Origin of the sequence: Pantoea eucrina, assembly GCF_020079945.1 — a bacterium.
Lineage (GTDB): Bacteria > Pseudomonadota > Gammaproteobacteria > Enterobacterales > Enterobacteriaceae > Pantoea > Pantoea eucrina.
On the sequence record NZ_CP083448.1, the window covers coordinates 2,863,240 to 2,887,608 of the forward strand.

Here is a 24,369-nt window from a genome sequence, read left to right on the forward strand (position 1 = left end):
CAAATTTGAATAAGCGTGAACGACATAACTTTACGCTTAATAACTCGATATTTTATAAGGTTAATTATAATGTAACTGGTAATCATTATCATCATGGAGCTTGCTATGTCGGTGCCTTTACTGCTCACTATTCTGGCCGGTGGTGCCACCTTTATTGGCGCCCTGTTTGGCATTCTCGGTCAAAAGCCGTCAAACCGTCTGCTCGCCTTTGCGCTCGGCTTCGCCGCCGGCATTATGCTACTGATTTCGCTGATGGAGATGCTGCCAGCGGCGCTGCATACTGCGGGAATGTCACCGATGCTGGGATACGGTATGTTTATGCTCGGCCTGATCGGCTATTTCGCGATGGATCGCCTGCTGCCGCATCAGCATCCGCAGGATCTGATGGCCACTCAGGGTCGTCCCGTTAACCTGAAGCGAACTGCTGTGCTGCTGACGCTGGGCATCAGCCTGCACAATTTTCCTGAAGGGGTCGCCACCTTTGTTACTGCCAGCAGCGATATGGAGCTGGGGCTGGGCATCGCTTTAGCCGTGGCCATCCACAATATTCCTGAAGGACTGGCGGTTGCCGGGCCGATGTACGCGGCGACCGGTTCCAAAGCCAAAGCGCTGTTCTGGGCCTGTATTTCTGGTATGGCGGAAATTCTGGGCGGCGTCATTGCCTTTCTGCTGCTCGGTCCGGCGCTGTCGCCGGTAGTGATTGCTGCCATTATGGCCGCCGTCGCAGGGATTATGGTCGCACTTTCGGTGGATGAACTGATGCCGCTGGCGCGCGAAATCGATCCGCACAATAACCCGAGCTATGGCGTGCTGTGTGGGATGACGGTGATGGGGCTGAGTCTGACGCTGCTGCAGACCGCCGGCGCGGGCTGATTTCCCGCCCTCCGGCTGGTCTGCTTTTGTATGCCAGCTTTAGCTGGCCTGACGGGTCTCACGCTGGCGGCGGTAAGCCACCAGATCTTCAATGGTCACCACGGGCATATCATGCTGCTGCGCAAACGCGATCGCTTCAGGGGCGCGCGCCATGCTGCCATCGTCGTTAGTCAGCTCGCACAGGACGCCAGCCGGCCTGAAGCCCGCAAGCGTGACCAGATCGAGCGTGGCCTCGGTATGACCGCCGCGCGTCAGTACGCCACCTTCGCGCGCGCGCAGCGGGAAAACGTGTCCCGGACGGTGCAGGTCAGCCGGTTTAGCATTATCAGCAATCGCGGCGCGGATAGTGGTGATGCGGTCAGCTGCAGAGACGCCGGTGGTCACTCCCGCTGCGGCTTCAATCGTAACGGTAAATCCGGTGCCGTAAGAGCTGGTGTTGTTCTCTACCATCATCGGCAGATCGAGCTGCTGGCGGCGGGCCTCATTGATGCAGAGGCAGACAATGCCGCTGCCGTGGCGGATAGTCAGCGCCATCTGCTCTGTGGTCATGGTCTCGGCGGCAAAAATCATATCGCCTTCGTTCTCGCGATCTTCATCGTCAAGAACCATCACACCGCGACCGTTACGCAGTGCGTCAAGTGCACGTTCTACACGCTGTTCCGGCGTGCCAAATTCAGAAAGAAGCGTCTGATTCATGGTAATTAACCTTAAAATATTATGAGTTACCAGAACCAGGGCGAGCTTAGGAGTGCGTGAAAAATACACATGGCAAAAACGTGACGCGGGCATAAACCCGGCTGATGTCGTTACCCTCTCCCATCCGGACTTTAACCGTCGGCCCCGGAATCACACCGGATCTGCTGTCCTTTTGCACGGTCGCAAAAGCGCTCGCGGGCTTTCAGCAGAAGCTGATTTACCGCCGGTGGGGAATTTCGCCCCGCCCTGAGAATAAGCAAAATCACTATAGCGTTATTCACCGGGACGGGCAATCGACAAAAGTGCAATTGCTTTTGCACATCATGCGTTGCGGATTTCGGGTTTAACCTTTTTGGTTCTGGCATTACACTTACTTCTTGTACCGTCGGAAAACGTGCTGCTCACAGCCACTGCAATCAGGAAATAACCATGATCGACACAAAAAAAATTGAACAACTGGCGCGCCAGGTCCATGAAGCGATGCCGAAAGGCATCCGCGACTTTGGCGACGACGTGGAGAAGAAAATCCGGCAGGTTCTGCAGGCGCAGCTGACCCGTATGGATCTGGTTAACCGTGAAGAGTTTGATGTGCAGACTCAGGTCCTGCTGCGCACCCGCGAAAAGCTGGCAGCCCTGGAGCAGCGTCTGGCTAAACTGGAGAGTGAAAGCCCGGCGGCACCGGCGCCAGCAGTGGTGACGCCCGATCCGGCCGGTAAAATCGATACGCCACAGTAAATATGATCAGCCGGGTGGCTGCTGCCCCCGGCTGTCTGCTCAGTGACTGCGGATCGTTTTAATAATGTTGGTGGTGGAGATGCCATCTTCAAAGTTAAGCACGCGTACGTCACCGCCGTTGGCCCATACTTCTTTGCTGCCTGCGATCTCTTCCGGCTTGTAATCTCCGCCTTTCACCAGCAAATCCGGCAGCACATCGGCAATCAGACGCTGCGGCGTATCTTCTTCAAACAGTACGACCCAGTCCACCGCTTCGAGTGCGCTCAGCACAATCATCCGGTTCTCCTGCGGATTAACCGGCCGGGTTTCGCCTTTAAGACGTCGGGTTGACGCGTCGCTGTTCACCGCCACAATCAGCCTATCGCCCAGCTTGCGGGCATTGGCGAGATAAGAGACGTGTCCTGCATGCAGGATGTCAAACACGCCGTTGGTCATCACCACTTTCTCGCCGCGCTGACGCGCCTGAGCCACGGCGGTTTTCAGCTCGCTCTCCGTCATCACGCCAAAGCCGCTTTCGGGACGTGCATGAATAGCGTTCTCCAGCTCCACCGTACTGACGGTGGAGGTTCCCAGCTTGCCCACCACGACGCCTGCCGCCGCGTTGGCAAGGAAACAGGCGTTTTCCAGCGTGTCACCTGCCGCAAGGACCGCGGCCAGGACGCCAATAACCGTATCGCCGGCACCGGTCACGTCATAGACTTCCTGCGCCTGCGTCGGCATATGCAGGGGCGCTTTACCCGGCTGCAGCAGCGTCATGCCGTTTTCAGAACGGGTCACCAGCAGCGCTGAGAGCGCATAGTCAGCGATCAGCTGCATTCCCCGGCTGACAATGTCCGCTTCGGTTTTACATTTGCCGGCAACGGCTTCAAATTCAGACAGGTTTGGCGTCAGCAGGGTTGCACCGCGATAGCGCTCAAAGTCGGTGCCCTTCGGGTCGATCAGTACCGGTACACCCGCTTCGCGGGCCAGCCCGATCATAGTCTGGACGCTGCTCAGGGCGCCTTTAGCGTAGTCTGACAGCACCAGCGCGCCAGCCTGTGACAGCGACTGACGCATACGATCGTGGATGGGCTGCGGATCGACCTGATCAAAGCCCTCTTCAAAGTCCAGCCGGATCAGCTGCTGGTTGCGCGACAGCACGCGCAGCTTGGTGATGGTGGGATGCGTTTTCAGCGCCACAAAGTCACAGCTGACGTTAACCTGCTCCAGCGTGCGGCTCAGTACCTGCGCGGCATCATCCTCACCGGTCAGCCCAATCAGACGCGATGCGGCACCCAGCGCGGCAATGTTCATTGCCACGTTGGCCGCGCCGCCCGGACGCTCCTCAATGGTATCCACTTTGACGACCGGCACCGGCGCCTCAGGTGAAATGCGGCTGGTCGGGCCATACCAGTAGCGGTCTAACATCACATCGCCAACAACCAGTACGGTGGCCTTGCCAAACGCGGGCAGTGTTACTTTCATTTCAGAGACTCCAGACTACGCTCAAAATATTGCGCGGATAATACCATATACCCGCCGCAGGGTAAGATGCCGCCGCACGCCTCAACTGTCTGACTCAACCGTGCCCAGCCAGCGCTGCCAGCTGGCGTTGACAATGCCGCGCTCGCGGGCAAAACGATCCGGTGCCACGTGACCCGGCAGCGCCTGCAGGGCCAGATGATGCAGCGCATCACGCAGCGTGACGTAAGCATGCGTCAGCGCCTGCGCTTCCTGGGCAGGCATAATATCGTGCTCCGCCATCAGAGCAAAAATGCGCACGTTATCTGACCAGCGCGTCAGGGCCGGCCGATCCGCCGCTGACGCTAAGACCAGATACTGGGCAATGAATTCAATATCGGTAATACCGCCTGCATCTGTTTTTATCTCCCAGCGCCCTTTATGTTTGTTGCTCAGGTGCGCACGCATCTTTTCGCGCATTTCACGTACCTCAGCCCGCAGCGGTGCTGTTGCACGGGGCAGGCTGAGAATAGCGTGGCGGATCTGCGTAAAACGCGCCATCAGCGCCGGCTCACCAAAGACAATACGCGCACGCACCAGCGCCTGATGCTCCCAGGTCCAGGCATCATTACGCTGATACTCTTCAAAGGCGTCGAAGGTGCTGACCAGCATGCCTGCTGAGCCAGAAGGACGCAGGCGGGCATCCACCTCATACAAAATACCGGAGGCGGTGCGGGTGCTGAAGAGATGCATGATGCGCTGCGCCAGACGCAGATAAAACTGCCTTCCGTCGATGACGCGTTCACCGTCGGTCTCTGCACTCTCCGGACAATCATGCAGAAACACCAGATCGAGATCGGAGCTGTAGCCAAGCTCCCAGCCCCCCAGCTTGCCATAGCCGACCACGGCAAAGCCGCGCTCATCGTCACGCGTCAAATGTGATGGCCGCCCATAGCGCTGTACCATCATCTGCCAGGCCTGCTGCACCACCGACTCGATCATCGCCTCTGCCAGCCAGGTTAAGTGATCGCTTACTTTCATTACCGGCAGCGTTCCGGCGATATCTGCTGCGGCAATACGCAAGAGCTGCGCCTGTTTGAACTGGCGCACCGCCTCCAGCTGCTGCTCTTCATCCTCTGCCGGAATACGCAGCAGATATTGCCGCAGTTCGTCACGGTAGGCGTCAGTGGCAGTGGGCTGATACAGCGTGGCGGGGTCGAGCAGCTCATCCAGCAGCAGCGGATAGCGCGCCAGCTGGCTGGCAATCATTGGTGAGGCGGCACAGAGACGGATCAGGTGACGCAGCGCGCCGTGATACTCAGTCAGCAGCTCAAGATAGGTGCTGCGCGTCAGCACCCCCAGCAGCAGCGGCGTCAGGCGCTCCAGTACGCTGTCGGCATCCTCACGCGAAGCGATCTCCCCCAGCAGGCGCGGCATCAGCTGGTCGAGCGCCAGCCGGCCACGCGGCCCGCTTGTGCGCCGGCTGGCATCCTGCCGGAAGTCATTAAGCACGTAAAAAAAGCGCTGCCGCTGCGTTTCATTCAGCTGCGGCACCACCGGCGTCAGCTCATGCTCCTCCAGCGTGTCCTGCCAGAGTGCCGCAAATTCCGCCAGTTCCGGCTGATCATCAACGTCCGGGGCATCGTCGCCAATCAGCTCATCAAACACCGCGCGTACGGCGGCCATGTGCGCCGTTAGCTGTGCCGTCAGCGCTTTCCAGTCGGCGCAGTTCATCGCCCACGCCAGACGCTCCCGGTTGAGCGCATCCTGCGGCAGCGTCTGCGTCTGCTCATCATTGATGCTCTGCAGCAGATTCTCCAGCCGGCGTAAAAAAAGGTAGGCGTCATGCAGCTGACTGACCTGCTGCGGACGCAGCAACTCCAGCTCACCGATGGCCTGCAGCACTGGCAGCAGTGAGCGCGACTGAAGTAAGCGCTCACGTCCACCGCGAATCAGCTGAAACACCTGCACAATAAATTCGATTTCGCGGATACCGCCGGCACCCAGCTTGATATTATCTTTCAGGCCACGACGGCGCACTTCACGCGCGATCATCCCTTTCATGTTACGCAGCGACTGAATCACGCTGAAATCGATATAGCGGCGATAGACAAACGGCCGCAGCATCTGCTGCAGCGCCTGGCTCCACTCGCCGCGATCGTCGCCCATCAGACGCGCTTTGACCATGGCGTAGCGCTCCCAGTCACGCCCCTGCTCCTGATAGTAATCTTCCAGCGCCGCAAAGCTCATCACCAGCGGGCCGCTATCGCCGAACGGACGCAGTCGCATATCCACGCGGTAAACAAAACCATCGACGCCAGGCTGATCCAGCACTTTTATCAGGCGCTGCCCCATGCGGGTAAAAAACTGTGCGTTGTCCAGCTCGCGTCGCCCGCCGCGCGTGACGCCGCTCTCCGGCCAGGCAAAGATCAGATCGATATCAGAGGAGAAGTTGAGTTCTCCGCCACCCAGCTTGCCCATGCCGAGGATCAGCAGCGGCTGCGGCTCGCCCGCCTCGTTGCAGGGCGTGCCAAAATCGCGACAGCAATCCTGCCACACGCGATCGCGGGCGGCAGCGATCAGGCTTTCTGCCAGTACGCTAAGCTGCGTCAGGCTCTGTTCGGTCGTGGCGTGCTGCAGCGCCTGCATCCAGGCGATACGCACCAGCATATGCCGGCGGAACAGGCGCAGCTCACGCATCAGCGCGGCCTCGCTATCCACATGCTGCAGCGCCTGCTGCAGCCACAGAGCATAGTGCTGCCATTCATCAGGCTGAGGAGGCTGCTGCTGCAGTTGCTGCCACCATGCTGGCTGCTGCTGCAGGTTATCTGCGATAAAGTCACTAAAGGCCAGCGCGCCAGCCTGTTCAGACGTCAGCGCCGGCAGCGACAGCTGCAGGCGTTCTGCGATGCCGGCCAGCTGCGCCTGCATCAGCGAAGGTAACGGTAACTGCATCCTCTCTCCCTGAATTTTACATAGTGTCGTTAACGCCTGACGCCGCTGCTCAGCCAGAATGGCGGCTGGCGCATGGCCATCGTAGCGAGCTGAATCAGGCCGTGCTGCTGTTTTTCCCGGATGGCGAGCTGCAGCTCCTGCCATCCCGCCATCCACTGGCATACCTCTTCAGCCGGATACGCCGCCGCCAGCAGACAGACAGCCAGCAGCTGCCGCTGCAGACGCGTGGCCTTATCCTGAAACTCGCTGACCAGTTTTACATCCGTAAAGGTTTCCCGCAGATCCGCAGCCACGCGGCTTAGCATGATGTCGCAAAAGCGTTTATAAGAGCCCTGCAGCTTGATCTGGTTTTTGCTGTCGATCCACGGCTGCCACTGCGCTTCTGCCAGCCAGCACGTCAGCGCCATCTGCGCCTCGACTGAGGTGGCAGAGAAACAGAGGGTTTCCGCACTGATAGCATCATCCTGCAGCAGCTCCTCAAGACGGGTCAGCTTCTGGCGCAGCTCGCTGTTAGCCTTACGCGGCACCAGCGCACCAAACAGCGAAAACGCCTGACGCAGCGTTTCCAGCGCCTCCAGCACAGCGTGTCGCGCAGCCGGATTACCGCGCAGCCAGACCTCTTCATGATACTGCCAGTGATCCAGCGCGGCGCTGAGCGCGGCAATCATCCCCTGCTCTACTGTCGCTTTTGGCGTCACTTTCAGCAGCGGCAGCGCCCGAACCGGGCGCAGCGCGTCACCCTGCGCCAGCTGATAGCCACGCGCGGCTTTGCTCAGGCTGCCGGGACGGAGTCCGCCGCCCGCTGCCAGCGTCTGCGCGAGCCTGAGCAGATCGGCAGGCGTGCCCTGTTTAAGCTCCAGCTCAACTTCACACAGCGGTTCGCTAAGCTCGCCGGCCGCCACGCTGCCCTGATCGAAGGCAATTTCAATCGTGCTGTTACCTGCCTCTACCGTCCAGGTTTCGCGCCGGAAATGCGTGCTGAATAGCGGCTGCAGCCGCTGCTGCAGGGTGGCAATATCAGTACCCTGCGGCCAGATCTCTGCCGGCAGCCGGGCGATATCAAGCTGCGGCGCCGTTATATCCACGTTGTACTCCGGGCGCTGATGCAGACCGCCCAGCGTCTGACCCGCTGCCTTAAGCGTCATCTCATAACGCTTGTCCACACCCCGGATGCGCAGCCCCATATCCCAGCGGCGCAGCTGGTTGTCGTCCGTTTCATAATAGATATTCGTCAGCTCGCGGGCGGCTTCATGCTGATGCGGCCAGGCGGCCAGTGTCTCTGCCAGGGTGGCGGCAGCCTGCGGGGTGGCAATGAACTTTAATTCGATTTCAGTGGTCATAATTTTTTATTTACTACGCTGCTGGCACTTATACGGTTAATCTGGCGAGAGTAATGCACCACAAGCACGCTGTCTCGGCTTTCTTGTGCTTTTACGCCCCTTTTCGCGCCGGATTGAGACCAGGATAGTTCTCATTCAGATTTATGCGAGGCAACTCCAGACTGTGCCGGTAAATTTACGCCCATCAAGAAAATACGACATCGAATGAAAAAAATTACACTTGCCGCCCTTTCTTTGCTGGCTTTCAGCGCCATCACCCCCGCTCACGCTGCTGATGAAAAGCGTTATATCTCCGATGAGTTATCAACCTGGGTACGCAGCGGTCCGGGCGATCAGTATCGCCTGGTCGGTAAGCTGAACGCCGGGGAAGAAGTTACCGTACTGCAGACCAACAGCGATGCGCAGTATGCGCAAATCCGCGATGCAGAAGGCAAAACCAACTGGATCCCGCTGTCGCAGCTCAGCGTGACCCCAAGCCTGCGCACCCGCGTGCCACAGCTGGAGCAGCAGGTTAAAGATCTGACTGACAAGCTGGCTAATATCGACAACAGCTGGAATCAGCGCACGTCAGAAATGCAGAACAAAGTCGCTAACAGCGACGGCACGATTGATGGTCTGAAACAGGAAAACCAGAAGCTCAAAAATGAGCTGATCGTGGCGCAGAAAAAAGTGAGCGCAGCCAACGTACAGCTGGATGACAAACAGCGCACCATTATTATGCAGTGGTTTATGTACGGGGGCGGCGTACTGGGCGTTGGCCTGCTGCTGGGCCTGCTGCTGCCACATATGGTGCCGCGCCGTAAAAAGAAAGATCGCTGGATGAATTAATCTGCCGCATGCCAGCCGTTTGTCCGGGGGGATCGCCAGATGCCCCCTTTCGCATGCCCGCTTTTCCACCAAAGTATGCAACAATTACGAAACAGGCGCCTGACGCGCAGTTATCTGAATACCTCTGGAGTTGTTGAGTGAAAACCTTTCTGGTCGGTGGTGCGGTGCGTGATGCCTTACTGCAGCTGCCGGTAAAAGATCGTGACTGGGTGGTGGTTGGCGCCACGCCTGATGAGATGCTGGCGCAGAACTATCAGCAGGTAGGCCGCGATTTTCCGGTCTTTTTACATCCGCACAGCCGTGAAGAGTATGCGCTGGCGCGCACCGAGCGCAAACAGGGCAGCGGCTACACCGGCTTTATCACGCACTTCGCGCCCGACGTCACGCTGGAGCAGGATCTGCAGCGGCGCGATCTGACCATTAACGCCATCGCGCAGGCGGAAGATGGCAGCCTGATCGATCCCTGCCACGGCCAGCGCGATCTTGCCAGTCGCACGCTGCGTCACGTTTCGGCAGCGTTCAGCGAAGATCCGCTGCGCGTGCTGCGCGTGGCGCGGTTTGCCGCCCGCTATGCCCACCTTGGCTTTCGCATTGCCGCTGAAACGCAGGCGCTAATGGCAGAGATGGCTGCCAGCGGCGAACTGGCGCATCTGACGGCAGAGCGCGTCTGGAAAGAGACGGAAAATGCACTGCTGACGCGCAATCCGCAGGTCTATTTCCAGGCACTGCGCGACTGTGGCGCACTGCAGGTGCTCTTTCCGGAGATCGATAATCTGTACGGCATTCCTGCCCCGCCGAAGTGGCACCCTGAGATCGATACCGGTGTGCATACGCTGATGACGCTGACGCTGGCGGCCGCGCTCTCTGATGAGCTCGACGTGCGCTTCGCTACGCTGTTTCACGATGTCGGCAAGGCGCTGACTCCTCCGGAGAAGTGGCCGTCGCATCACGGTCATGGCCCGGCGGGTGTCCCGCTTGTCGCCGCCCTGTGCCAGCGGCTGCGCGTCCCTAATCACGTACGCGATCTGGCGCTAATCGTGACAGAGTTCCATGACATCGTGCACACCATTGAGCGGCAGTCAGCGGCGGCGCTGGTGGCGCTGTTTGATCGCATCGACGCCTGGCGTAAGCCGGAGCGGGTGGAAAAGATGGCGCTGACCAGTGAGGCGGACGCGCGCGGACGCGCCACGCTCGAGAGTATGCCCTATCCGCAGGGTAACTATCTGCGTCAGGCGTTTGCGCTCGCGCAGGCGGTACCGGTGCAGCAGGTGATTGCAGCAGGCTTTAAAGGCGCAGAGGTGCGGGAAGAGCTGGGCAGGCGCCGGATTGCGGCTATTGAAGAGACGCTGATTGGTGCGCGGCCGGCATAACCCGCCGCGCAACCGCTGTTACATAAACACGGCGTAAACCGCTGCTGCAACGATAAAGCGATAGATGGCGAACGATACAAACGAGATACGCTTGATCAGCTCAAGGAAGACTTTGATTGCCAGCAGCGCCACGATGAACGCGGTAATAAAGCCCACTGCGAACATCGGGAAATCCTGCATCGTCAGGAAGCCCATGCTTTTGTAGAGGTCCAGCACGGTCGCTCCCATCATCATCGGCACGGCGAGAATGAAAGAGAATTCCGACGCTGCGTAGCGGCTGACGCCCATCAGCATACCGCCCGAAATCGTCGCACCCGAGCGGGAAAAGCCCGGCCACAGCGCCAGACACTGGAAGCAGCCAATCATAAACGCCTGACGATAGGTGATATCATCCACGCCCACTGCTTTTGGCTGTTTTGGCTTCAGGAACTCTGCCGCCAGCAGCAGCACACCGCCTACCACCAGGGCATACATGACGTTGATCGGATTAAACAGCGTTTTGATCTGATCGTGCAGCAGTAAACCGATCACCACCGCCGGGATCATCCCGAGCAGAATGTGGATCAGCGTCAGCTTACCGGTACCGGTGCCTTCATGACGCTCCTGACCAAAATGGATACCGATCAGGCCAAACAGACGTCGCCAGAACATTACGACCACTGCCAGAATCGATCCGAGCTGGATCACCACTTCAAACGTCTCTGCTTTATCGCCCTCAAATCCCAGCAGGTGCCCGACAATAATCATATGGCCCGTGGATGAGACCGGCAGAAACTCGGTCAGCCCCTCAACGACCCCGAGGATCGCAGCGACCCATAGCTGATGCATATCTGCCATCAAAATTTTCCCCTATCCGTTTTAAACAGTAAAAAGGCGGTCGCAAACTGCTACCGCCTGAAATTATGCCGGCGTTGATCTGAAGAAAACCTTAGGGTTTTCTGCCACTTCGTTTCGCTTAACGCAACGGCCTCAGCTAAGACACACCATAATTTGATTTGGTTTCATTGTGATGGCAATCACAGGGGGTTTATTTAGGAATTGTCCCGCGCTCAATACGCACGCCAACGCTCGCCGCCTGGGCTACTGCACCCGGCTTACCTACCCGGATACGCACGCCGGGCGTTTTGAAACGATTCATCAACAGATCGCAGATTTCTTCTGCGACGCGCTCGACCAGCGCAAACCGGTTTCCCTGCAGATGCGAGAGGATGGCGTCGGTGACATCGGCATAACTCAGACAGTCGCTGACATCGTCGCTGGCCGCGGCACGCCGGTTGTCCCAGGCCATTTCGACATCGAGCACCAGCTTCTGCTGCATGCCCTGTTCCCAGTCGTATACGCCAATGGTGGTGAACACGGTGAGTTGTTCTATAAATACGATATCCATGATGTCACTCTCTGTTTTTGGCCAGGCCGGATACCACTTCCGGCGGATTATGCGTATTATCCACGCTTACCGGCAACAAAACGACCCAAAAGGAACGGTACGACGCTATGAGTGCTATCGCGCTTGGTATGATTATTTTCGCGTATCTTTGCGGCTCGATTTCCAGTGCGATACTGGTCTGTAAACTCGCAGGCTTGCCCGATCCGCGTATCTCAGGCTCCGGTAACCCTGGCGCCACAAACGTCCTGCGCATCGGCGGCAAAGCGTCAGCAGCAGCGGTACTGATATTTGATGTGGCCAAAGGAATGGTTCCGGTCTGGATCGCCTGGATGCTGCACGTGACGCCTATGTATCTTGGCCTGACCGCGATAGCTGCCTGCCTGGGTCATATCTATCCGGTCTTTTTCCGCTTTCGCGGTGGCAAAGGCGTGGCGACGGCGTTTGGCGCGATTGCGCCGATTGGCTGGGATCTTACCGGCCTGATGACCGGGACGTGGCTGCTGACCGTGCTGCTGAGCGGCTACTCCTCGCTGGGTGCCATTGTCAGCGCGCTGATCGCCCCGTTCTACGTCTGGTGGTTCAAGCCGCAGTTTACGTTTCCGGTTTCCATGCTCTCCTGCCTGATCCTGCTGCGGCATCATGACAATATTCAGCGGCTCTGGCGCGGACAGGAAAATCGCGTCTGGAAACGGAAAAAAAAGAAAGAATAAAAAAAACCGGCTGCGCGCCGGTTTTTTGTTTTCAGATAGCGGGCAGTTCCGCCAGCGGCCAGCGCGGACGGACGCTGACGCCGAGCTCACCCCGTGTGCCGCCCTTCAGACGCACCATGCCGGCATAGGCGATCATAGCGCCGTTATCGGTGCAGAACTCAGGCCTGGCATAAAACACCTCGCCGCCGCGTGCGCTCATCATCTCTGCCATTCGCGCGCGCAGCGTGCGGTTGGCGCTGACGCCACCGGCGATCACCAGCCGCGTAAAGCCGGTTTGCTCCAGCGCGCGTTTGCACTTGATCATCAGCGTATCCACGACCGCATCTTCAAATGCGCGGGCGATATCTGCCCGCGCCTGTTCGTCGCCGTCATGCTCGCGAATAGTATTTGCCGCAAAGGTTTTCAGCCCTGAAAAGCTGAAATCGAGGCCCGGGCGATCGGTCATCGGACGCGGGAAGCGGAAGCGGTTCGCAACACCCTGCTGCGCCATGCGCGACAGCATGGGGCCGCCCGGATAGTCCAGACCCAGCAGCTTGGCCGTTTTATCAAACGCCTCACCCGCCGCATCGTCGATTGACTCGCCCAGCAGCGTATATTCGCCGATACCGGTGACGCTGATAAGCTGCGTATGTCCGCCGGAGACCAGCAGCGCGACAAACGGGAACGCCGGCGGATTCTCCTCCAGCATCGGAGCCAGCAGATGGCCTTCCATATGATGTACCGGGACTGCCGGCACATTCCAGGCGAACGCCAGCGCGCGGCCAATCGTGGCGCCGACCAGCAGTGCACCCACCAGACCCGGACCGGCGGTATAGGCGACTGCATCGATATCGCTGGCCTGCAGGTTTGCCTCTTTCAGCGCGGCCTGTATCAGCGGCACCGTTTTACGTACATGGTCGCGCGATGCCAGTTCCGGCACAACGCCGCCGTAGTCAGCATGTAGCTTCACCTGGCTATACAGCTGATTCGCCAGCAGACCGGACACATCGTCATAAATCGCGATGCCGGTTTCATCGCAGGACGTTTCAATACCCAGAACTCGCATAGCTTTATTACCCTCTTCTTGCGGCGCGCAGTGTAGCACAGGCAAATCTGCCGCCGGACTACTTTGACGGGAAAAAGTGTTTTTCTGCCGCACAAAGAGTGCGCTATACTCCACGGCCTGAAAAAACCGGCAGCCGCACAGGCAAACGCTCCTGTTGGTTCTAAATTGTCCATGGTGCTTTACAAGCTGGCCCCGGCTGGAGTAAAATGCTGCACCATTTTGAGATGTGCTGACGCCGCAGTCAGCAGCAAAAACCGAATTTTATCGAGGTGAGAGTTACATGCCGGTAATTAAAGTACGTGAAAACGAGCCATTCGACGTAGCACTGCGTCGCTTCAAGCGTTCCTGCGAGAAAGCAGGCGTTCTGGCTGAAGTTCGTCGTCGTGAGTTTTATGAAAAACCAACGACCGAGCGTAAGCGCGCTAAAGCGTCAGCAGTTAAGCGTCACGCCAAGAAACTGGCTCGCGAAAACGCACGCCGCACTCGTCTGTACTAATTTCTTTCGGAAGTTCGCTTCCGCCGCGTGTTAAACGCAGACAGAGTCAAGTAAGAGGCCGTGCTTTCCGAAAGGAAGCGCGGCTTGTTGCCGTTTAAGAGCTGAAAAAAATCGGGGCTTATGGCTGGACGAATTCCACGCGTTTTTATCAATGATTTACTTGCCCGCACGGATATCGTGGATCTTATCGATGCCCGCGTTAAGCTGAAAAAGCAGGGTAAGAACTATCACGCGTGCTGTCCATTCCATAACGAAAAAACCCCCTCTTTTACCGTCAGCGGTGAAAAGCAGTTTTACTACTGCTTTGGCTGTGGTGCCAAAGGCAACGCTATCGATTTCCTGATGAATCACGATCGTCTGGAATTTGTGGAAAGCGTTGAGGAACTTGCCACCCAGCACGGCCTTGAAGTGCCGTACGAAACAGGCAGCGGCCCCAGCCCGATTGAGCGTCATCAGCGTCAGAGTCTTTACCAGCTGCTGGAGAAACTGGATGGTTTCTATCAGCAAAGCTTCCGCAGTCCGGGAGCAGAGGCGGCCCAGCGCTATTTAGGCTCGCGCGGGCTCAGCCAGCAGGTGATCGATCACTTTGCGATTGGCTATGCACCCGCCGGCTGGGATAACGTGCTGAAGCGTTTCGGAGAGCAGCAGGAAGACCGCGAGTCGCTGATGGAAGCGGGCATGCTGGTCACCAACGATAAAGGCCGCAGCTACGATCGCTTCCGCGATCGCGTGATGTTCCCGATCCGCGATAAGCGTGGTCGCGTGATTGGCTTTGGCGGACGCGTGCTGGGTAATGATACGCCTAAGTATCTGAACTCGCCGGAAACACCGATTTTCCATAAAGGCCGCCAGCTCTATGGCCTGTATGAAGCACAAAAAAACCATCCTCAGCCGGCGCGCCTGCTGGTGGTGGAGGGCTATATGGATGTGGTCGCCCTGGCACAGTTCGGCATCGATTATGCCGTGGCGTCGCTGGGGACCTCCACCACGGCTGAACATATTCAGCTGCTGTTCCGCTCGACTGACACGGTTATCTGCTGTTATGACGGCGACCGGGCCGGTCGCGAAGCCGCCTGGCGCGCGCTGGAAACCGCCCTGCCCTACATGAATGACGGGCGTCAGCTACGCTTTATGTTTCTGCCTGATGGCGAAGATCCCGATACGCTGGTGCGCAAAGAGGGAAAAGAAGCGTTTGAAGCACGCATGGAGCAGGCGATGCCGCTCTCGGTGTTTCTGTTCGACAGCCTGATGCCACAAGTGGATTTGAGCACCCGCGATGGTCGTACCAAGCTCGCGACGCTCGCTCTGCCGCTGATTAGTCAGATCCCGGGCGAAACGCTGCGGATCTATATGCGCCAGACGCTGGGTAATAAACTCGGCATTCTGGACGATAACCAGTTAGACAAGCTGATGCCAAAGGCGGCAGAAAACGCGACGCCGCCCGTCGCGCCGCCGCTGAAGCGCACCACGATGCGCGTACTGATTGCGCTGCTGGTGCAGAATCCGCAGTTTGCGACGATTGTGCCCACGCTTGACGGGCTGGCGCAGTCAAAACTTGCCGGCCTGTCGCTGTTTGTTGACCTGGTCAGCCGCTGCACAGAGAATCCTGGCCTGACGACCGGACAGCTACTAGAGTTATATCGCGGGACAAATTTTAGCCAGCCCCTTGAAACACTGGCCACCTGGAACCACATGATAGTGGATGAGGAAGCCGAAGCGGTGTTTCAGGACTCGCTGGCAAGCATATATGATGCTGCGCTGGAGCAGCGCCTGGAAGCGCTGATTGCGCGTGAGCGCACCGAAGGGCTCAGTGCCGCTGAGCGGCGCGAATTCTGGGCATTAAGCCAGGCATTAGCGAAAAAATAAGATTCAGCCAGGCCAGAATGGCGGAGTATTCCCCGTTCTGGCCTGCGGCTTTCGGTTTACACGCCATATAAGCGGAACCGGAGCACAACGATTTCAGACCGAATATCAAGCGGCTTAAGTGCCGAACTAAAAGGGGCTGCAGCCCTGGCCGCGTTGAAGGCAGCGGCAAAAACATAATGCCTTCACTGTTATAGTTGGCTCGCTGCCGACCGACACCAATCTAATTAACAGAAGTGTGGATACCGTCTTATGGAGCAAAACCCGCAGTCACAGCTTAAGCTGCTTGTCACCCGTGGTAAGGAGCAGGGCTATCTGACCTATGCTGAGGTCAATGACCATCTGCCGGAAGATATCGTCGACTCCGATCAGATCGAAGACATCATCCAGATGATCAACGATATGGGTATCCAGGTGGTGGAAGAAGCCCCTGATGCCGATGATCTGATGCTGAATGAGAACAGCTCCGATACAGATGAAGATGCTGCAGAAGCGGCCGCGCAGGTCTTATCCAGCGTTGAATCTGAAATCGGGCGCACAACCGATCCGGTGCGCATGTATATGCGTGAAATGGGTACCGTAGAGCTGCTGACGCGCGAAGGCGAAATCGACATCGCCAAGCGTATCGAAGACGGTATCAACCAGGTGCAGTGCTCTGTTGCCGAATATCCGGAAGCTATTACCTACCTGCTCGATCAGTACGATCGTGTGGAAGCGGGCGAATCGCGCCTGTCCGATCTCATCACCGGCTTTGTCGATCCTAACGCTGAAGAAGATCTCGCCCCCACTGCCACCCACGTTGGTTCTGAGCTGTCTGAAGAAGATCGCAATGACGACGAAGAGGAAGATGAAGAGAGCGACGACGACGACAGCAGCGACGACGACAACTCTATCGATCCGGAACTGGCGCGCGAGAAGTTCCTTGAGCTGCGCACCCAGTATGAAGCAGCCCGCACCGTTATTAAGGCGAAAGGCCGCAGCCACGCTGATGCCGTTGCCGAAATCAACAACCTTTCTGAAGTCTTCAAGCAGTTCCGCCTGGTGCCGAAGCAGTTCGACTACCTGGTAAACAACATGCGTGAAATGATGGAGCGCGTGCGTACGCAAGAGCGCCTGATCATGAAGCTGTGCGTTGAACTGTGCAAAATGCCGAAGAAGAACTTCATTACGCTGTTCACCGGTAATGAAACCAGTGAGAGCTGGTTTAAAGCAGCCCTGGCGATGAACAAGCCGTGGTCTGAAAAGCTGAAAGATGTTGAAGAAGATGTCATGCGCTCGCTGCAGAAGCTGCTGCAGATTGAGGAAGAGACCGGCCTGACCATCGAACAGGTTAAAGACATCAACCGTCGCATGTCGATCGGCGAAGCGAAAGCGCGCCGCGCGAAGAAAGAGATGGTTGAAGCTAACCTGCGTCTGGTTATCTCTATCGCGAAAAAATATACCAACCGCGGCCTGCAGTTCCTTGACCTGATTCAGGAAGGCAACATCGGCCTGATGAAAGCGGTTGATAAGTTTGAATATCGCCGTGGCTATAAGTTCTCAACCTATGCCACCTGGTGGATCCGTCAGGCGATCACCCGCTCTATTGCCGATCAGGCGCGTACCATCCGTATTCCGGTGCATATGATTGAGACCATCAACAAGCTCAACCGTATCTCGCGCCAGATGCTGCAGGAGATGGGCCGCGAGCCGACGCCGGAAGAGCTGGCTGAGCGTATGCTGATGCCGGAAGATAAGATCCGCAAGGTGCTGAAGATCGCCAAAGAGCCTATCTCCATGGAGACGCCGATTGGTGATGACGAAGATTCGCATCTGGGCGATTTCATCGAAGATACCACGCTGGAGCTGCCGCTGGACTCTGCTACCTCTGAGAGCCTGCGTTCTGCGACCCACGACGTGCTGGCGGGCCTGACCGCGCGCGAGGCGAAAGTCCTGCGTATGCGTTTTGGTATCGATATGAACACCGACCACACGCTGGAAGAAGTGGGCAAGCAGTTTGACGTAACGCGTGAGCGTATTCGTCAGATTGAAGCCAAAGCGCTGCGCAAACTGCGTCACCCGAGCCGCTCGGAAGTGCTGCGCAGCTTCCTCGACGATTAATCGTCTGCAGGAAAACAAAAACCCCGGCACGCCGGGGTTTTTTATTGCCCGCGCTCCGGCAGACCCAGCGCATCCGCCAGCTGGCGATACGCTGCCACCATCTCCTCCAGTGAAGCGCGGTTAAGGCCACTGGGATTTGGCAGCACCCAGATGCGCGTCTCCATTAGCGGCTGCGGCTGCTCGCCCCACTCCACTTTACGCTGCCGGAACGCACGCTGATACGCATCCTTGCCCAGCACCGCCAGCGCCCGCGGCTGATACCGTAAAATTTTATCCTGCAGCCGCAGCCCGCCGTCGCGCAGCTCATCGCCGCTCAGCTCGCTCGCCTGCGTGGTGGGACGCTCAACCAGCGCGGTGATGCCGCAGCCGGTCTCCAGCAGCCGCCGCTCCTGCTCCGGCTTCAGCAGCTCGCGCGTAAAGCCAGCCAGATAGATCACTTTCCAGAAGCGGTTGCCGGGATGCGCAAAATGGTAACCGGTATGCGCAGATGACTTGCCGGGATTGATGCCGCAGAACAGCACCTGCAGATCGTGCGAGAGAATATCGCGAATGTCGTGGTCGGGTTGCATACGCCTCTGAATACCTGGTAAACGTGCTTAAAGCGTAGGTTATTCAGCGGGATGGGGAAAGCATGGCGATTGCGATAAGTGAAAACCCTGCGCCAGCCGCCCAACGAGTTAACGATTTCTTTTACCGCCTGTGCAGTAAAAAAACGCTCAAACTGCTGTGGCAATCACTCCTGTCACAGCAGTACGCTGATTTTTTCATTAATATCAATCACTCACCATTGTGCTAATTTTCATCAACCGATCGGTGAACGCTGGATCGCCTTTGCCAGATACTTTATAATCCCCGCACTACTGGCCCCTTAGCTCAGTGGTTAGAGCAGGCGACTCATAATCGCTTGGTCGCTGGTTCAAACCCAGCAGGGGCCACCAAATTTAATGATGAAAATCATACATTTAAGCCACCTTTCAGGGTGGCTTTTTTGTTTCCTGATTTTAGAGTGGCGGCAAAATGGCGATGGCAGGAGTCAATGCCATATCAGAACTTCCCCACTTAATGCGAGAAAAGACGATCCAGCGATTGAATTACTGTTGTGAAAATCTTTATGGCATGCTGTAAAGATTGTTCTCACCCAGGCTCTCTGTACCAGTCAGATTTATCACATCACCCGGAGAAGCACCGGACGAAATCGATAAAAATAACGATGAGCGCAGCGCTCACTGCCAGTGCAGCATGTCGGGGTAGATCAGTCGGGATCATTGTCATTCACTCGCTGATAATAAGCAGATCGTCGGTTTTATTTAAGATCCGCTCTCCTGTGCCGCTGAGCCTCTCAATGCGGCTGCCCTGCGAAGGCGAATCATGTCGTATCGCGCCTGCAGTTCACTGATTGCCCGTTTAAACTGCGCCTCCCCGGCCGGAGAGGCAGAATCTTCATAGCGGCGCAGCCACTCTTCAGCGGGGATATGCAGGCTGAATGCCTGTTGTGTGGAAAATATTGCTGACTTCAGCTCGCTGACGGTCAGGTAACGCCCCCGTTTCTCATCAAGCGCATTCAGCTTTTCACTGAGCAGGCTGAGTTTTTCCATCCCCTGCTGCCAGGCACCTGCCGCTTCCGGCGAGGCTGTCATCGCCTCTCTCCTGGCGAGCGCGTCCATCAGCAGCCGGCGCGTTAACTCTTCAGCCGGCCAGATCGAGCCGGCCAGCAGCGCAACGTCGGCGCCGTAGCTTCCTGTCCTGCCAATCCCGGCGGCATCAAGCCGTTCAGACTGTGTTTTGATCGTGTTGATCCACTCTGCTGCGTTGATACGCCGATCCTGCCGGATGCCTGCCCGCTGCTCTTCCGTCAGCGAATGAGGAAGCGCGGGTACGGCAGCAGAGAGCATACGCGTATTTTCACCGGGCTGGCGGGCATAAAGCCAGCCGCCTGTGCCTGTTGCAACAACCACCAGCATAGCGGCCATGCCGGCGATAAAAGGCCTGATATAACGCCCTGATGATGTCTGTTCAGGCTCTGATTCGGGATGAATGATAAAGGTCGGAGGCGTTGCCGTTGCCGGATCCGGGCCGGAAAGCGGCTCGCGCGGGCGGCTTCTGCGTGCGGTCGCCATGTCGCTTTGGCCCGGTGACGTCTCCGCGTTTTCGGCTGCTGTTCTGACTTTATCGCACAGCTGGCGGATACCGCTCGCGGCGTTGAGGCCCGCCTGCGCCAGATGCTGCTCAATCAGATCCAGATATGTGGCGCACGCCTTCAGCGCGATCTGCGTATCAGGCTTCTCCGCCGGCCAGGTGCGTAACAGAAACTGCAGACGCTGAAAGTGCATTCTCAGGATCGCTATCCGGTCTGCAGGCTGGTGGGGCCAGAGCGTCTGCCAGCGTGAGCACATCAGTGCCTCCGTGACCCTGAGCCCCTCCTGCAGCCCCTTAGCGCCGTCAAGATGAGAAAGCGCCAGCGTAAACCAGCAAACAGACTGCAGATCTGCTCCAGCCTGTCCGAAAAGCCGGGTGCAGCTCTCCATCACCTGCAGCCAGTTAATATCGGGCCGGGCGGGATGGCTGAGCTTCTTGATTTCGTTTTGCAGACAAATAAATTCGGGATGCAGGCGAGGGTCTCCGCCGGTCATCAGCACGTGCGGTTTCTGAGATGAAAAGGTCATAGTTATCCGCAGACCTGCCGGAAGCAGGTCCGTTATCAGAGTGTTAGCGGGAAGGTAAAGGCGAAGCGCCAGGCCGGCGATCTTATCTGGCTGGTGGCTATGGCTTAACGCATCACGTTCTGCTGGCGCAGATGCCGCAGCAGTACCTTTCCTCCCGGCATAAAGTCAGTGCTATAGCGCACCATACCTACGACGTCCAGTCCGGCATCAATGGCATAACGCAGCTCACCGGGCTGCGTCTGTTCCAGCATCACCACATCAACCTGTTTCAGCCGGGGCTCATACTTCAGTAATACGTCAGAAAGAATATGTACCAGCTGATGTGCAGTGCCGGGCAGCCCCTGCAGGATGAGCGTCATATCCGGCAGGCCATAATCGGGCAGATGAGCCAGGGCGCCGGCGCGGGTGTTCAGAATGCGCTGCAGGTTATCCAGCACCGACAAAATCACCTGTTCCCGTTCGCTCACCGCATCCAGATCCAGGCCGCCGCTGAAATTGCCGTAAAGCATGTCGTAAAGTGAAGGCTGCATCAGAGTCTTTCCCCTTTTTCCGCTACCAGCGTCAGCGTGCCGTCACCCAGCTCAATCACCCTGGCTTTGTCCGGGTGGAGGTCTGCGCGGGTCAGCAGTATTCGCCACGTCTCATCCTGAGTATCTGGCGACAGAAACAGCCCGGCCACCGCCACAAACGCTGTTCGCTCCTCCATGGGTACATCAATACTGACCGATTCGCCGGGGCGCACCCGGATAGCCTTTTGCGCCAGCAGATCCGCTTTCAGAACCTGACTGTCAGCTGCTAACAGTGAAGGGTAGTCGGAGGCGTCAAAGGCCTGACGGTCGCTGAGTTGCCAGATGCGCACCACGGTTGAGAGCGCAGCGCCCTGCGCGTTGCGGTTGGCGCCTTCGCGGGCGCGGAAGTCGAGGTGCAGGGTGCGTATTTGTTTGTAAAAAAGAGATTTTGTGACGGACGCGGTGCCTTCGGATACTTTCTGCGTCAGGCCGCAGCCGCTGGCACTCAGCGCCAGCATCAGAGGAATAACTATTTTACCAGCGGTAGTCGCCCTGTTCATCTGTTTTAGTCCCTGAAGGTTGTTCCCGGATACGCTGATAACGCCCGAGCGGTATAGTGAGTAAATCGGGTTTATGCGAGGCGTTAAGGTTCCGCTGAGGCAGCACCGCGGTGCGGCCCAGCTGCTGTGCCGCTTCCCTCCGGCAGCTCAGCTGCGCATCCGGCAGCAGGGCGCGGTCAACGCACAGCTCCAGCCGTGCATCCAGCTTTGCTCCCAGATAGACGTGGAGCAGCGCCATCAGATCGCCGTGTAACTGTCCGCCGGGCAGCCAGCCGCGCATCTCCTCCGGGTTATCGGTGAGCAGTCGCAGTAGTACCTGTCCGTTAACGTCGGTGGCATGCGTTCCCATGACCGGACGACGCATCAGGCTGACCGGCTGTTGCGTGCTCAGACGTAAACGGCAGGACTGGGGAATACGACGCGGATCCCACGGCACTATCTGCGCGCGCGTATCCGGTGCCAGCAGCGCCACCAGCGAGGAGAGACCCTCTGCGGTCCGGCCAGGCAACATCATGACCGGCAGCAGCGCCAGAAAGCGCGAAACCGGCGTGGCGATGTTTTGCGCGCAGCCGTCTATTCCCAGGCCAGCCAGCCCCAGCAGGTACTGAGAGGTTTCATCGGTGCCGCCGGCGGCGAACGTGGCCGGATAGGTGTATTTGCGCCAGATACGATAAAACTGCGTAGTCAGCCGGTGACTGAAGATATCCAGGAAATCCTGCAGCGCCTCATGCCCTTCACGCTGCCGGACGATATCGTCGAGATAGTGCGTCGGCAGCGGAGATGCCGTGCCATACAGCCCCATAAAATTGATGCGTACCGTGGGAGGAAGGTGCGGATACCCGGCGGTTTCAGCCGCGCGAATTTCGCCGGCCGGAAATCCCATGCCCGGGTGCGGCCTGAACCGTACCGGCTCGTGTCGCACCTGCCAGACGCTGCCCGGGACCGGCGCTTCAGGATCGCACCTCTCCAGCAGCTGGCAAAAACGGTAAAAATTTATATGGGAAAGCTGGTCGCCCAGCCGTGCGATCAGCCGGGCAGACGCTGACTGTGATTCTCTTTCCATCGGATACATTTTCCTTCAGGCCGGACTATCAGCGAAAGCTGAATGAACTGATTCATGTCCGCATACAGCGACAGAAAGCGGTTAAGCATTTCACCAAACAGGTGGATATCGCCGTCACCGGTAAAACCGCTGCTGTCGAGCGTCACTTCAACATCGAGACCGCGCAGCAGATAACCCGACTCAAACCGCTGCAGACGATGCTGCTGCACGTCAAGGATCGCCTCCAGCCTGCGGTTACAGCGTTCATCATCCTGCCAGTTATAGAGCGCCAGCGTGCCGCGCAGCACCTCCGCGCTGTTCATCATGTTGATAAAGCCAGAGCCGAGATGGCTGAGCACCCGCCAGTGAAAGCGGTCCTCAGCGGGTGGATAAGCAGGCAGCGTCGGGCGGGTGAGATTGCGCACCGTCACCGGCGTCTGCAGCACCTGTTCGCAGCGATCCAGCAGCGTGCTCTGCAGCGCGCGACGCGGAAGCTGGCCGTTGGTACCGGTGATGCGCAGCGAGAGCGTGTCGCGGGAAAGCAGATCGTCTTTCTCCCACTGCTGACCGCCGAGGATCAGCCAGGTGTCATGCAGGCCGGTGACGCCCCGGCGCACGCGGGTATGAAAGTAACGTTCCGGAGCAAGACGACGCATCATGCCGCCCCGGTGCCGGAAGCTGGTGAACGGAACATACTCAGCCGCACCGGTCAGTCCTGAACCGCTGACCGTATCCACCGAGTAAATTTCCGTGTGCCCATCCTGCAGGCGCTTTGCGCGCAGCAGATACTCGCTCTCCAGTCCGTTCACAATCAGCGGATCGGCTTCCAGTGCAAACAGGTTAATCACCGGCACGCAGTGCAGGCGCAGAGAGCTCTCTTTGACCGGTAGATCACTCTGCCACGGCTCGCTGAAGACCACCTCGATATCGACGTATGCCAGCCCGGGCAGAAGCGCGAGCGTCTCCAGCCCATTCAGATTCACAAAACGGAATTTCTCAGGAAAGGTGAAGTATTCCAGTAGCAGCTGATAGCCGCTGAAAGCGCTCTCCCCCTTTGGCCAGAGCCGGTCATCCTCGTCAAATCCGCCGGGGCTGAACCAGCCGTCAAAGGCCCTGCGCTCCGGCTGCCCCGCCTCGCGAATGTACAGCGCCGCCTGGCAGCGGGTCAGCCTCTGATGCAGTGCCGTCGCCACGGGCAGATCCTCTCCCAGCCACAGGCTCAGCTGGCGCAGGTCACACTGGCTCCAGTCCGCCTGCCCGCTGCTGGTCAGGCGCAGGCGCAGCACAGAGCGCCCATCCGGCTCAGTGCCCATAGCAACCCCGGTGACCGCCAGCGGGTTAAGCGTGACCGGCTTCGTGGTGCGATAGCGGCACACAGTATTTTTAGGCCCCACGGGACGGGAAAAGATCTCCAGTCCTGCCGGCGCCGTCTCTGCCATCTTCATTTTCGGCAGGTCCGGCGTCAGTGCCACCACTGCGAGCGATGGAATGGTACGCAGATAGTGCGGCCAGAGCATGCTGACCAGGCCTTCGGTCAGCTCCGGCAGGTCATCATCGATCTTCTGACGCAGCCGTCCTACCGAGAAGGCAAAACCCTCCAGCAGGCGCTCCACAAACGGATCCGGCGTTCCGGCACGATCCAGGTTGAGCATAGCAGCGCGGTCAGGGTGAGTTTCGGCAAACTCTTTTGCGGCGTCGCGCAAATAGCGCATTTCAATATCGTAATAGCGCAGCGTTAAGTCTTTCATATTCTGACG

At 58.1% G+C, this 24,369-nt stretch carries 21 protein-coding genes, 1 tRNA gene and 1 riboswitch; of the genes, 9 read left to right on the top strand and 13 right to left on the bottom strand.

Features of this window, described 5'->3' with window-relative positions; genetic code table 11:
• Positions 1 to 105 precede the first annotated feature (105 nt).
• A complete protein-coding gene (gene zupT, locus LAC65_RS13560) occupies positions 106 to 873 on the top strand; it encodes a zinc transporter ZupT (protein WP_039380219.1) in 768 nt (255 codons plus the stop codon).
• Between the two features lie 39 nt (positions 874 to 912).
• Here zupT and ribB read toward each other — a convergent pair whose 3' ends face one another.
• Positions 913 to 1,569, bottom strand: a complete 657-nt coding sequence (gene ribB / locus LAC65_RS13565; protein WP_039380221.1) for a 3,4-dihydroxy-2-butanone-4-phosphate synthase — start codon at positions 1,567 to 1,569, stop codon at positions 913 to 915.
• Between the two features lie 108 nt (positions 1,570 to 1,677).
• Positions 1,678 to 1,827, bottom strand: a riboswitch (FMN riboswitch).
• A gap of 171 nt (positions 1,828 to 1,998) precedes the next feature.
• Here ribB and ubiK point away from each other — a divergent pair.
• Positions 1,999 to 2,304, top strand: a complete 306-nt coding sequence (gene ubiK / locus LAC65_RS13570; protein WP_034828368.1) for a ubiquinone biosynthesis accessory factor UbiK — start codon at positions 1,999 to 2,001, stop codon at positions 2,302 to 2,304.
• 39 nt (positions 2,305 to 2,343) lie between these two features.
• Here ubiK and hldE read toward each other — a convergent pair whose 3' ends face one another.
• The 3 genes from hldE to LAC65_RS13585 form a co-directional block, all read right to left on the bottom strand.
• A complete protein-coding gene (hldE, locus tag LAC65_RS13575) occupies positions 2,344 to 3,768 on the bottom strand; it encodes a bifunctional D-glycero-beta-D-manno-heptose-7-phosphate kinase/D-glycero-beta-D-manno-heptose 1-phosphate adenylyltransferase HldE (RefSeq protein ID WP_039380223.1) in 1,425 nt (474 codons plus the stop codon).
• Between the two features lie 81 nt (positions 3,769 to 3,849).
• Positions 3,850 to 6,699 carry a bifunctional [glutamate--ammonia ligase]-adenylyl-L-tyrosine phosphorylase/[glutamate--ammonia-ligase] adenylyltransferase gene (glnE, locus tag LAC65_RS13580; RefSeq protein WP_039380225.1) on the bottom strand — a complete coding sequence of 950 codons (2,850 nt, stop codon included), beginning with the start codon at positions 6,697 to 6,699 and terminating at the stop codon, positions 3,850 to 3,852.
• Between the two features lie 29 nt (positions 6,700 to 6,728).
• Positions 6,729 to 8,039: a CYTH domain-containing protein gene (locus tag LAC65_RS13585; RefSeq protein WP_039380227.1), complete on the bottom strand. Its 1,311-nt coding sequence runs from the start codon at positions 8,037 to 8,039 to the stop codon at positions 6,729 to 6,731.
• 204 nt (positions 8,040 to 8,243) lie between these two features.
• On the opposite strand from LAC65_RS13585, the gene LAC65_RS13590 reads away from it, so the two are divergent.
• A complete protein-coding gene (locus LAC65_RS13590) occupies positions 8,244 to 8,867 on the top strand; it encodes a TIGR04211 family SH3 domain-containing protein (protein ID WP_039380229.1) in 624 nt (207 codons plus the stop codon).
• A gap of 137 nt (positions 8,868 to 9,004) precedes the next feature.
• Positions 9,005 to 10,237 carry a multifunctional CCA addition/repair protein gene (locus LAC65_RS13595; RefSeq protein ID WP_039380231.1) on the top strand — a complete coding sequence of 411 codons (1,233 nt, stop codon included), beginning with the start codon at positions 9,005 to 9,007 and terminating at the stop codon, positions 10,235 to 10,237.
• Positions 10,238 to 10,255: 18 nt separating this feature from the next.
• Here LAC65_RS13595 and bacA read toward each other — a convergent pair whose 3' ends face one another.
• Together bacA and folB are read right to left on the bottom strand one after the other, a co-directional pair.
• Complete coding sequence (gene bacA, locus LAC65_RS13600) at positions 10,256 to 11,074, bottom strand: undecaprenyl-diphosphate phosphatase (RefSeq protein WP_039380233.1); 819 nt, start codon at positions 11,072 to 11,074, stop codon at positions 10,256 to 10,258.
• A 190-nt stretch (positions 11,075 to 11,264) separates the two neighbouring features.
• A complete protein-coding gene (gene folB / locus LAC65_RS13605) occupies positions 11,265 to 11,624 on the bottom strand; it encodes a bifunctional dihydroneopterin aldolase/7,8-dihydroneopterin epimerase (protein ID WP_039380236.1) in 360 nt (119 codons plus the stop codon).
• A 107-nt stretch (positions 11,625 to 11,731) separates the two neighbouring features.
• Here folB and plsY point away from each other — a divergent pair, with 107 nt between their 5' ends.
• Positions 11,732 to 12,334, top strand: coding sequence for a glycerol-3-phosphate 1-O-acyltransferase PlsY (gene plsY / locus LAC65_RS13610; protein WP_039380238.1), 603 nt, complete (start codon positions 11,732 to 11,734; stop codon positions 12,332 to 12,334).
• Between the two features lie 31 nt (positions 12,335 to 12,365).
• On the opposite strand, the gene tsaD is transcribed toward plsY, so the two are convergent.
• Positions 12,366 to 13,379, bottom strand: coding sequence for a tRNA (adenosine(37)-N6)-threonylcarbamoyltransferase complex transferase subunit TsaD (gene tsaD / locus LAC65_RS13615; protein ID WP_039385641.1), 1,014 nt, complete (start codon positions 13,377 to 13,379; stop codon positions 12,366 to 12,368).
• 280 nt (positions 13,380 to 13,659) lie between these two features.
• Between tsaD and rpsU the strand changes: the two genes are divergently transcribed.
• The 3 genes from rpsU to rpoD all read left to right on the top strand — a co-directional run bounded on the left by rpsU (position 13,660) and on the right by rpoD (position 17,838).
• Positions 13,660 to 13,875, top strand: a complete 216-nt coding sequence (rpsU, locus tag LAC65_RS13620; RefSeq protein WP_001144069.1) for a 30S ribosomal protein S21 — start codon at positions 13,660 to 13,662, stop codon at positions 13,873 to 13,875.
• 120 nt (positions 13,876 to 13,995) lie between these two features.
• Positions 13,996 to 15,741: a DNA primase gene (gene dnaG / locus LAC65_RS13625; protein WP_039380239.1), complete on the top strand. Its 1,746-nt coding sequence runs from the start codon at positions 13,996 to 13,998 to the stop codon at positions 15,739 to 15,741.
• Positions 15,742 to 15,990: 249 nt separating this feature from the next.
• Positions 15,991 to 17,838, top strand: a complete 1,848-nt coding sequence (rpoD, locus tag LAC65_RS13630; protein WP_039380242.1) for an RNA polymerase sigma factor RpoD — start codon at positions 15,991 to 15,993, stop codon at positions 17,836 to 17,838.
• Between the two features lie 41 nt (positions 17,839 to 17,879).
• Here rpoD and mug read toward each other — a convergent pair whose 3' ends face one another.
• The gene (gene mug / locus LAC65_RS13635) at positions 17,880 to 18,407 is read right to left on the bottom strand and encodes a G/U mismatch-specific DNA glycosylase (RefSeq protein ID WP_039380244.1); all 528 of its coding nucleotides are present in this window, start codon (positions 18,405 to 18,407) and stop codon (positions 17,880 to 17,882) included.
• A 293-nt stretch (positions 18,408 to 18,700) separates the two neighbouring features.
• Between mug and LAC65_RS13640 the strand changes: the two genes are divergently transcribed.
• Positions 18,701 to 18,776: transfer RNA gene (locus LAC65_RS13640), tRNA-Ile, on the top strand.
• 369 nt (positions 18,777 to 19,145) lie between these two features.
• Here LAC65_RS13640 and LAC65_RS13645 read toward each other — a convergent pair.
• From LAC65_RS13645 to tssF, 5 genes are all read right to left on the bottom strand, one after another.
• Positions 19,146 to 20,501, bottom strand: coding sequence for a VasL domain-containing protein (locus LAC65_RS13645; RefSeq protein WP_039380435.1), 1,356 nt, complete (start codon positions 20,499 to 20,501; stop codon positions 19,146 to 19,148).
• Positions 20,502 to 20,605: 104 nt separating this feature from the next.
• The gene (gene tssE / locus LAC65_RS13650) at positions 20,606 to 21,031 is read right to left on the bottom strand and encodes a type VI secretion system baseplate subunit TssE (protein WP_039380437.1); all 426 of its coding nucleotides are present in this window, start codon (positions 21,029 to 21,031) and stop codon (positions 20,606 to 20,608) included.
• Entirely contained in the window at positions 21,031 to 21,570 is a 540-nt protein-coding gene (tssJ, locus tag LAC65_RS13655) for a type VI secretion system lipoprotein TssJ (RefSeq protein WP_039380439.1), read from the bottom strand. Before tssJ ends, tssE begins: the two co-directional genes overlap by 1 nt.
• Complete coding sequence (tssG, locus tag LAC65_RS13660) at positions 21,545 to 22,642, bottom strand: type VI secretion system baseplate subunit TssG (protein WP_203025501.1); 1,098 nt, start codon at positions 22,640 to 22,642, stop codon at positions 21,545 to 21,547. Before tssG ends, tssJ begins: the two co-directional genes overlap by 26 nt.
• On the bottom strand, positions 22,597 to 24,360 hold the full coding sequence (tssF, locus tag LAC65_RS13665; RefSeq protein ID WP_039380443.1) for a type VI secretion system baseplate subunit TssF: 1,764 nt from the start codon (positions 24,358 to 24,360) through the stop codon (positions 22,597 to 22,599). The genes tssG and tssF overlap by 46 nt, the downstream gene beginning before the upstream one ends.
• Positions 24,361 to 24,369 lie beyond the last annotated feature (9 nt).

Bases quoted from the DNA above. Each gene is read 5' to 3' on its own strand.
- rpsU (WP_001144069.1), top strand. From the start codon at position 13,660: ATGCCGGTAATTAAAGTACGTGAAAACGAGCCATTCGACGTAGCACTG.
- plsY (WP_039380238.1), top strand. From the start codon at position 11,732: ATGAGTGCTATCGCGCTTGGTATGATTATTTTCGCGTATCTTTGCGGC.
- rpoD (WP_039380242.1), top strand. From the start codon at position 15,991: ATGGAGCAAAACCCGCAGTCACAGCTTAAGCTGCTTGTCACCCGTGGT.
- folB (WP_039380236.1), bottom strand. From the start codon at position 11,624: ATGGATATCGTATTTATAGAACAACTCACCGTGTTCACCACCATTGGC.
- LAC65_RS13645 (WP_039380435.1), bottom strand. From the start codon at position 20,501: ATGACCTTTTCATCTCAGAAACCGCACGTGCTGATGACCGGCGGAGAC.
- ribB (WP_039380221.1), bottom strand. From the start codon at position 1,569: ATGAATCAGACGCTTCTTTCTGAATTTGGCACGCCGGAACAGCGTGTA.
- dnaG (WP_039380239.1), top strand. From the start codon at position 13,996: ATGGCTGGACGAATTCCACGCGTTTTTATCAATGATTTACTTGCCCGC.
- zupT (WP_039380219.1), top strand. From the start codon at position 106: ATGTCGGTGCCTTTACTGCTCACTATTCTGGCCGGTGGTGCCACCTTT.
- ubiK (WP_034828368.1), top strand. From the start codon at position 1,999: ATGATCGACACAAAAAAAATTGAACAACTGGCGCGCCAGGTCCATGAA.
- mug (WP_039380244.1), bottom strand. From the start codon at position 18,407: ATGCAACCCGACCACGACATTCGCGATATTCTCTCGCACGATCTGCAG.
- glnE (WP_039380225.1), bottom strand. From the start codon at position 6,699: ATGCAGTTACCGTTACCTTCGCTGATGCAGGCGCAGCTGGCCGGCATC.
- tsaD (WP_039385641.1), bottom strand. From the start codon at position 13,379: ATGCGAGTTCTGGGTATTGAAACGTCCTGCGATGAAACCGGCATCGCG.
- hldE (WP_039380223.1), bottom strand. From the start codon at position 3,768: ATGAAAGTAACACTGCCCGCGTTTGGCAAGGCCACCGTACTGGTTGTT.
- tssE (WP_039380437.1), bottom strand. From the start codon at position 21,031: ATGCAGCCTTCACTTTACGACATGCTTTACGGCAATTTCAGCGGCGGC.
- bacA (WP_039380233.1), bottom strand. From the start codon at position 11,074: ATGGCAGATATGCATCAGCTATGGGTCGCTGCGATCCTCGGGGTCGTT.
- LAC65_RS13585 (WP_039380227.1), bottom strand. From the start codon at position 8,039: ATGACCACTGAAATCGAATTAAAGTTCATTGCCACCCCGCAGGCTGCC.
- tssJ (WP_039380439.1), bottom strand. From the start codon at position 21,570: ATGAACAGGGCGACTACCGCTGGTAAAATAGTTATTCCTCTGATGCTG.
- tssF (WP_039380443.1), bottom strand. From the start codon at position 24,360: ATGAAAGACTTAACGCTGCGCTATTACGATATTGAAATGCGCTATTTG.
- LAC65_RS13590 (WP_039380229.1), top strand. From the start codon at position 8,244: ATGAAAAAAATTACACTTGCCGCCCTTTCTTTGCTGGCTTTCAGCGCC.
- tssG (WP_203025501.1), bottom strand. From the start codon at position 22,642: ATGTATCCGATGGAAAGAGAATCACAGTCAGCGTCTGCCCGGCTGATC.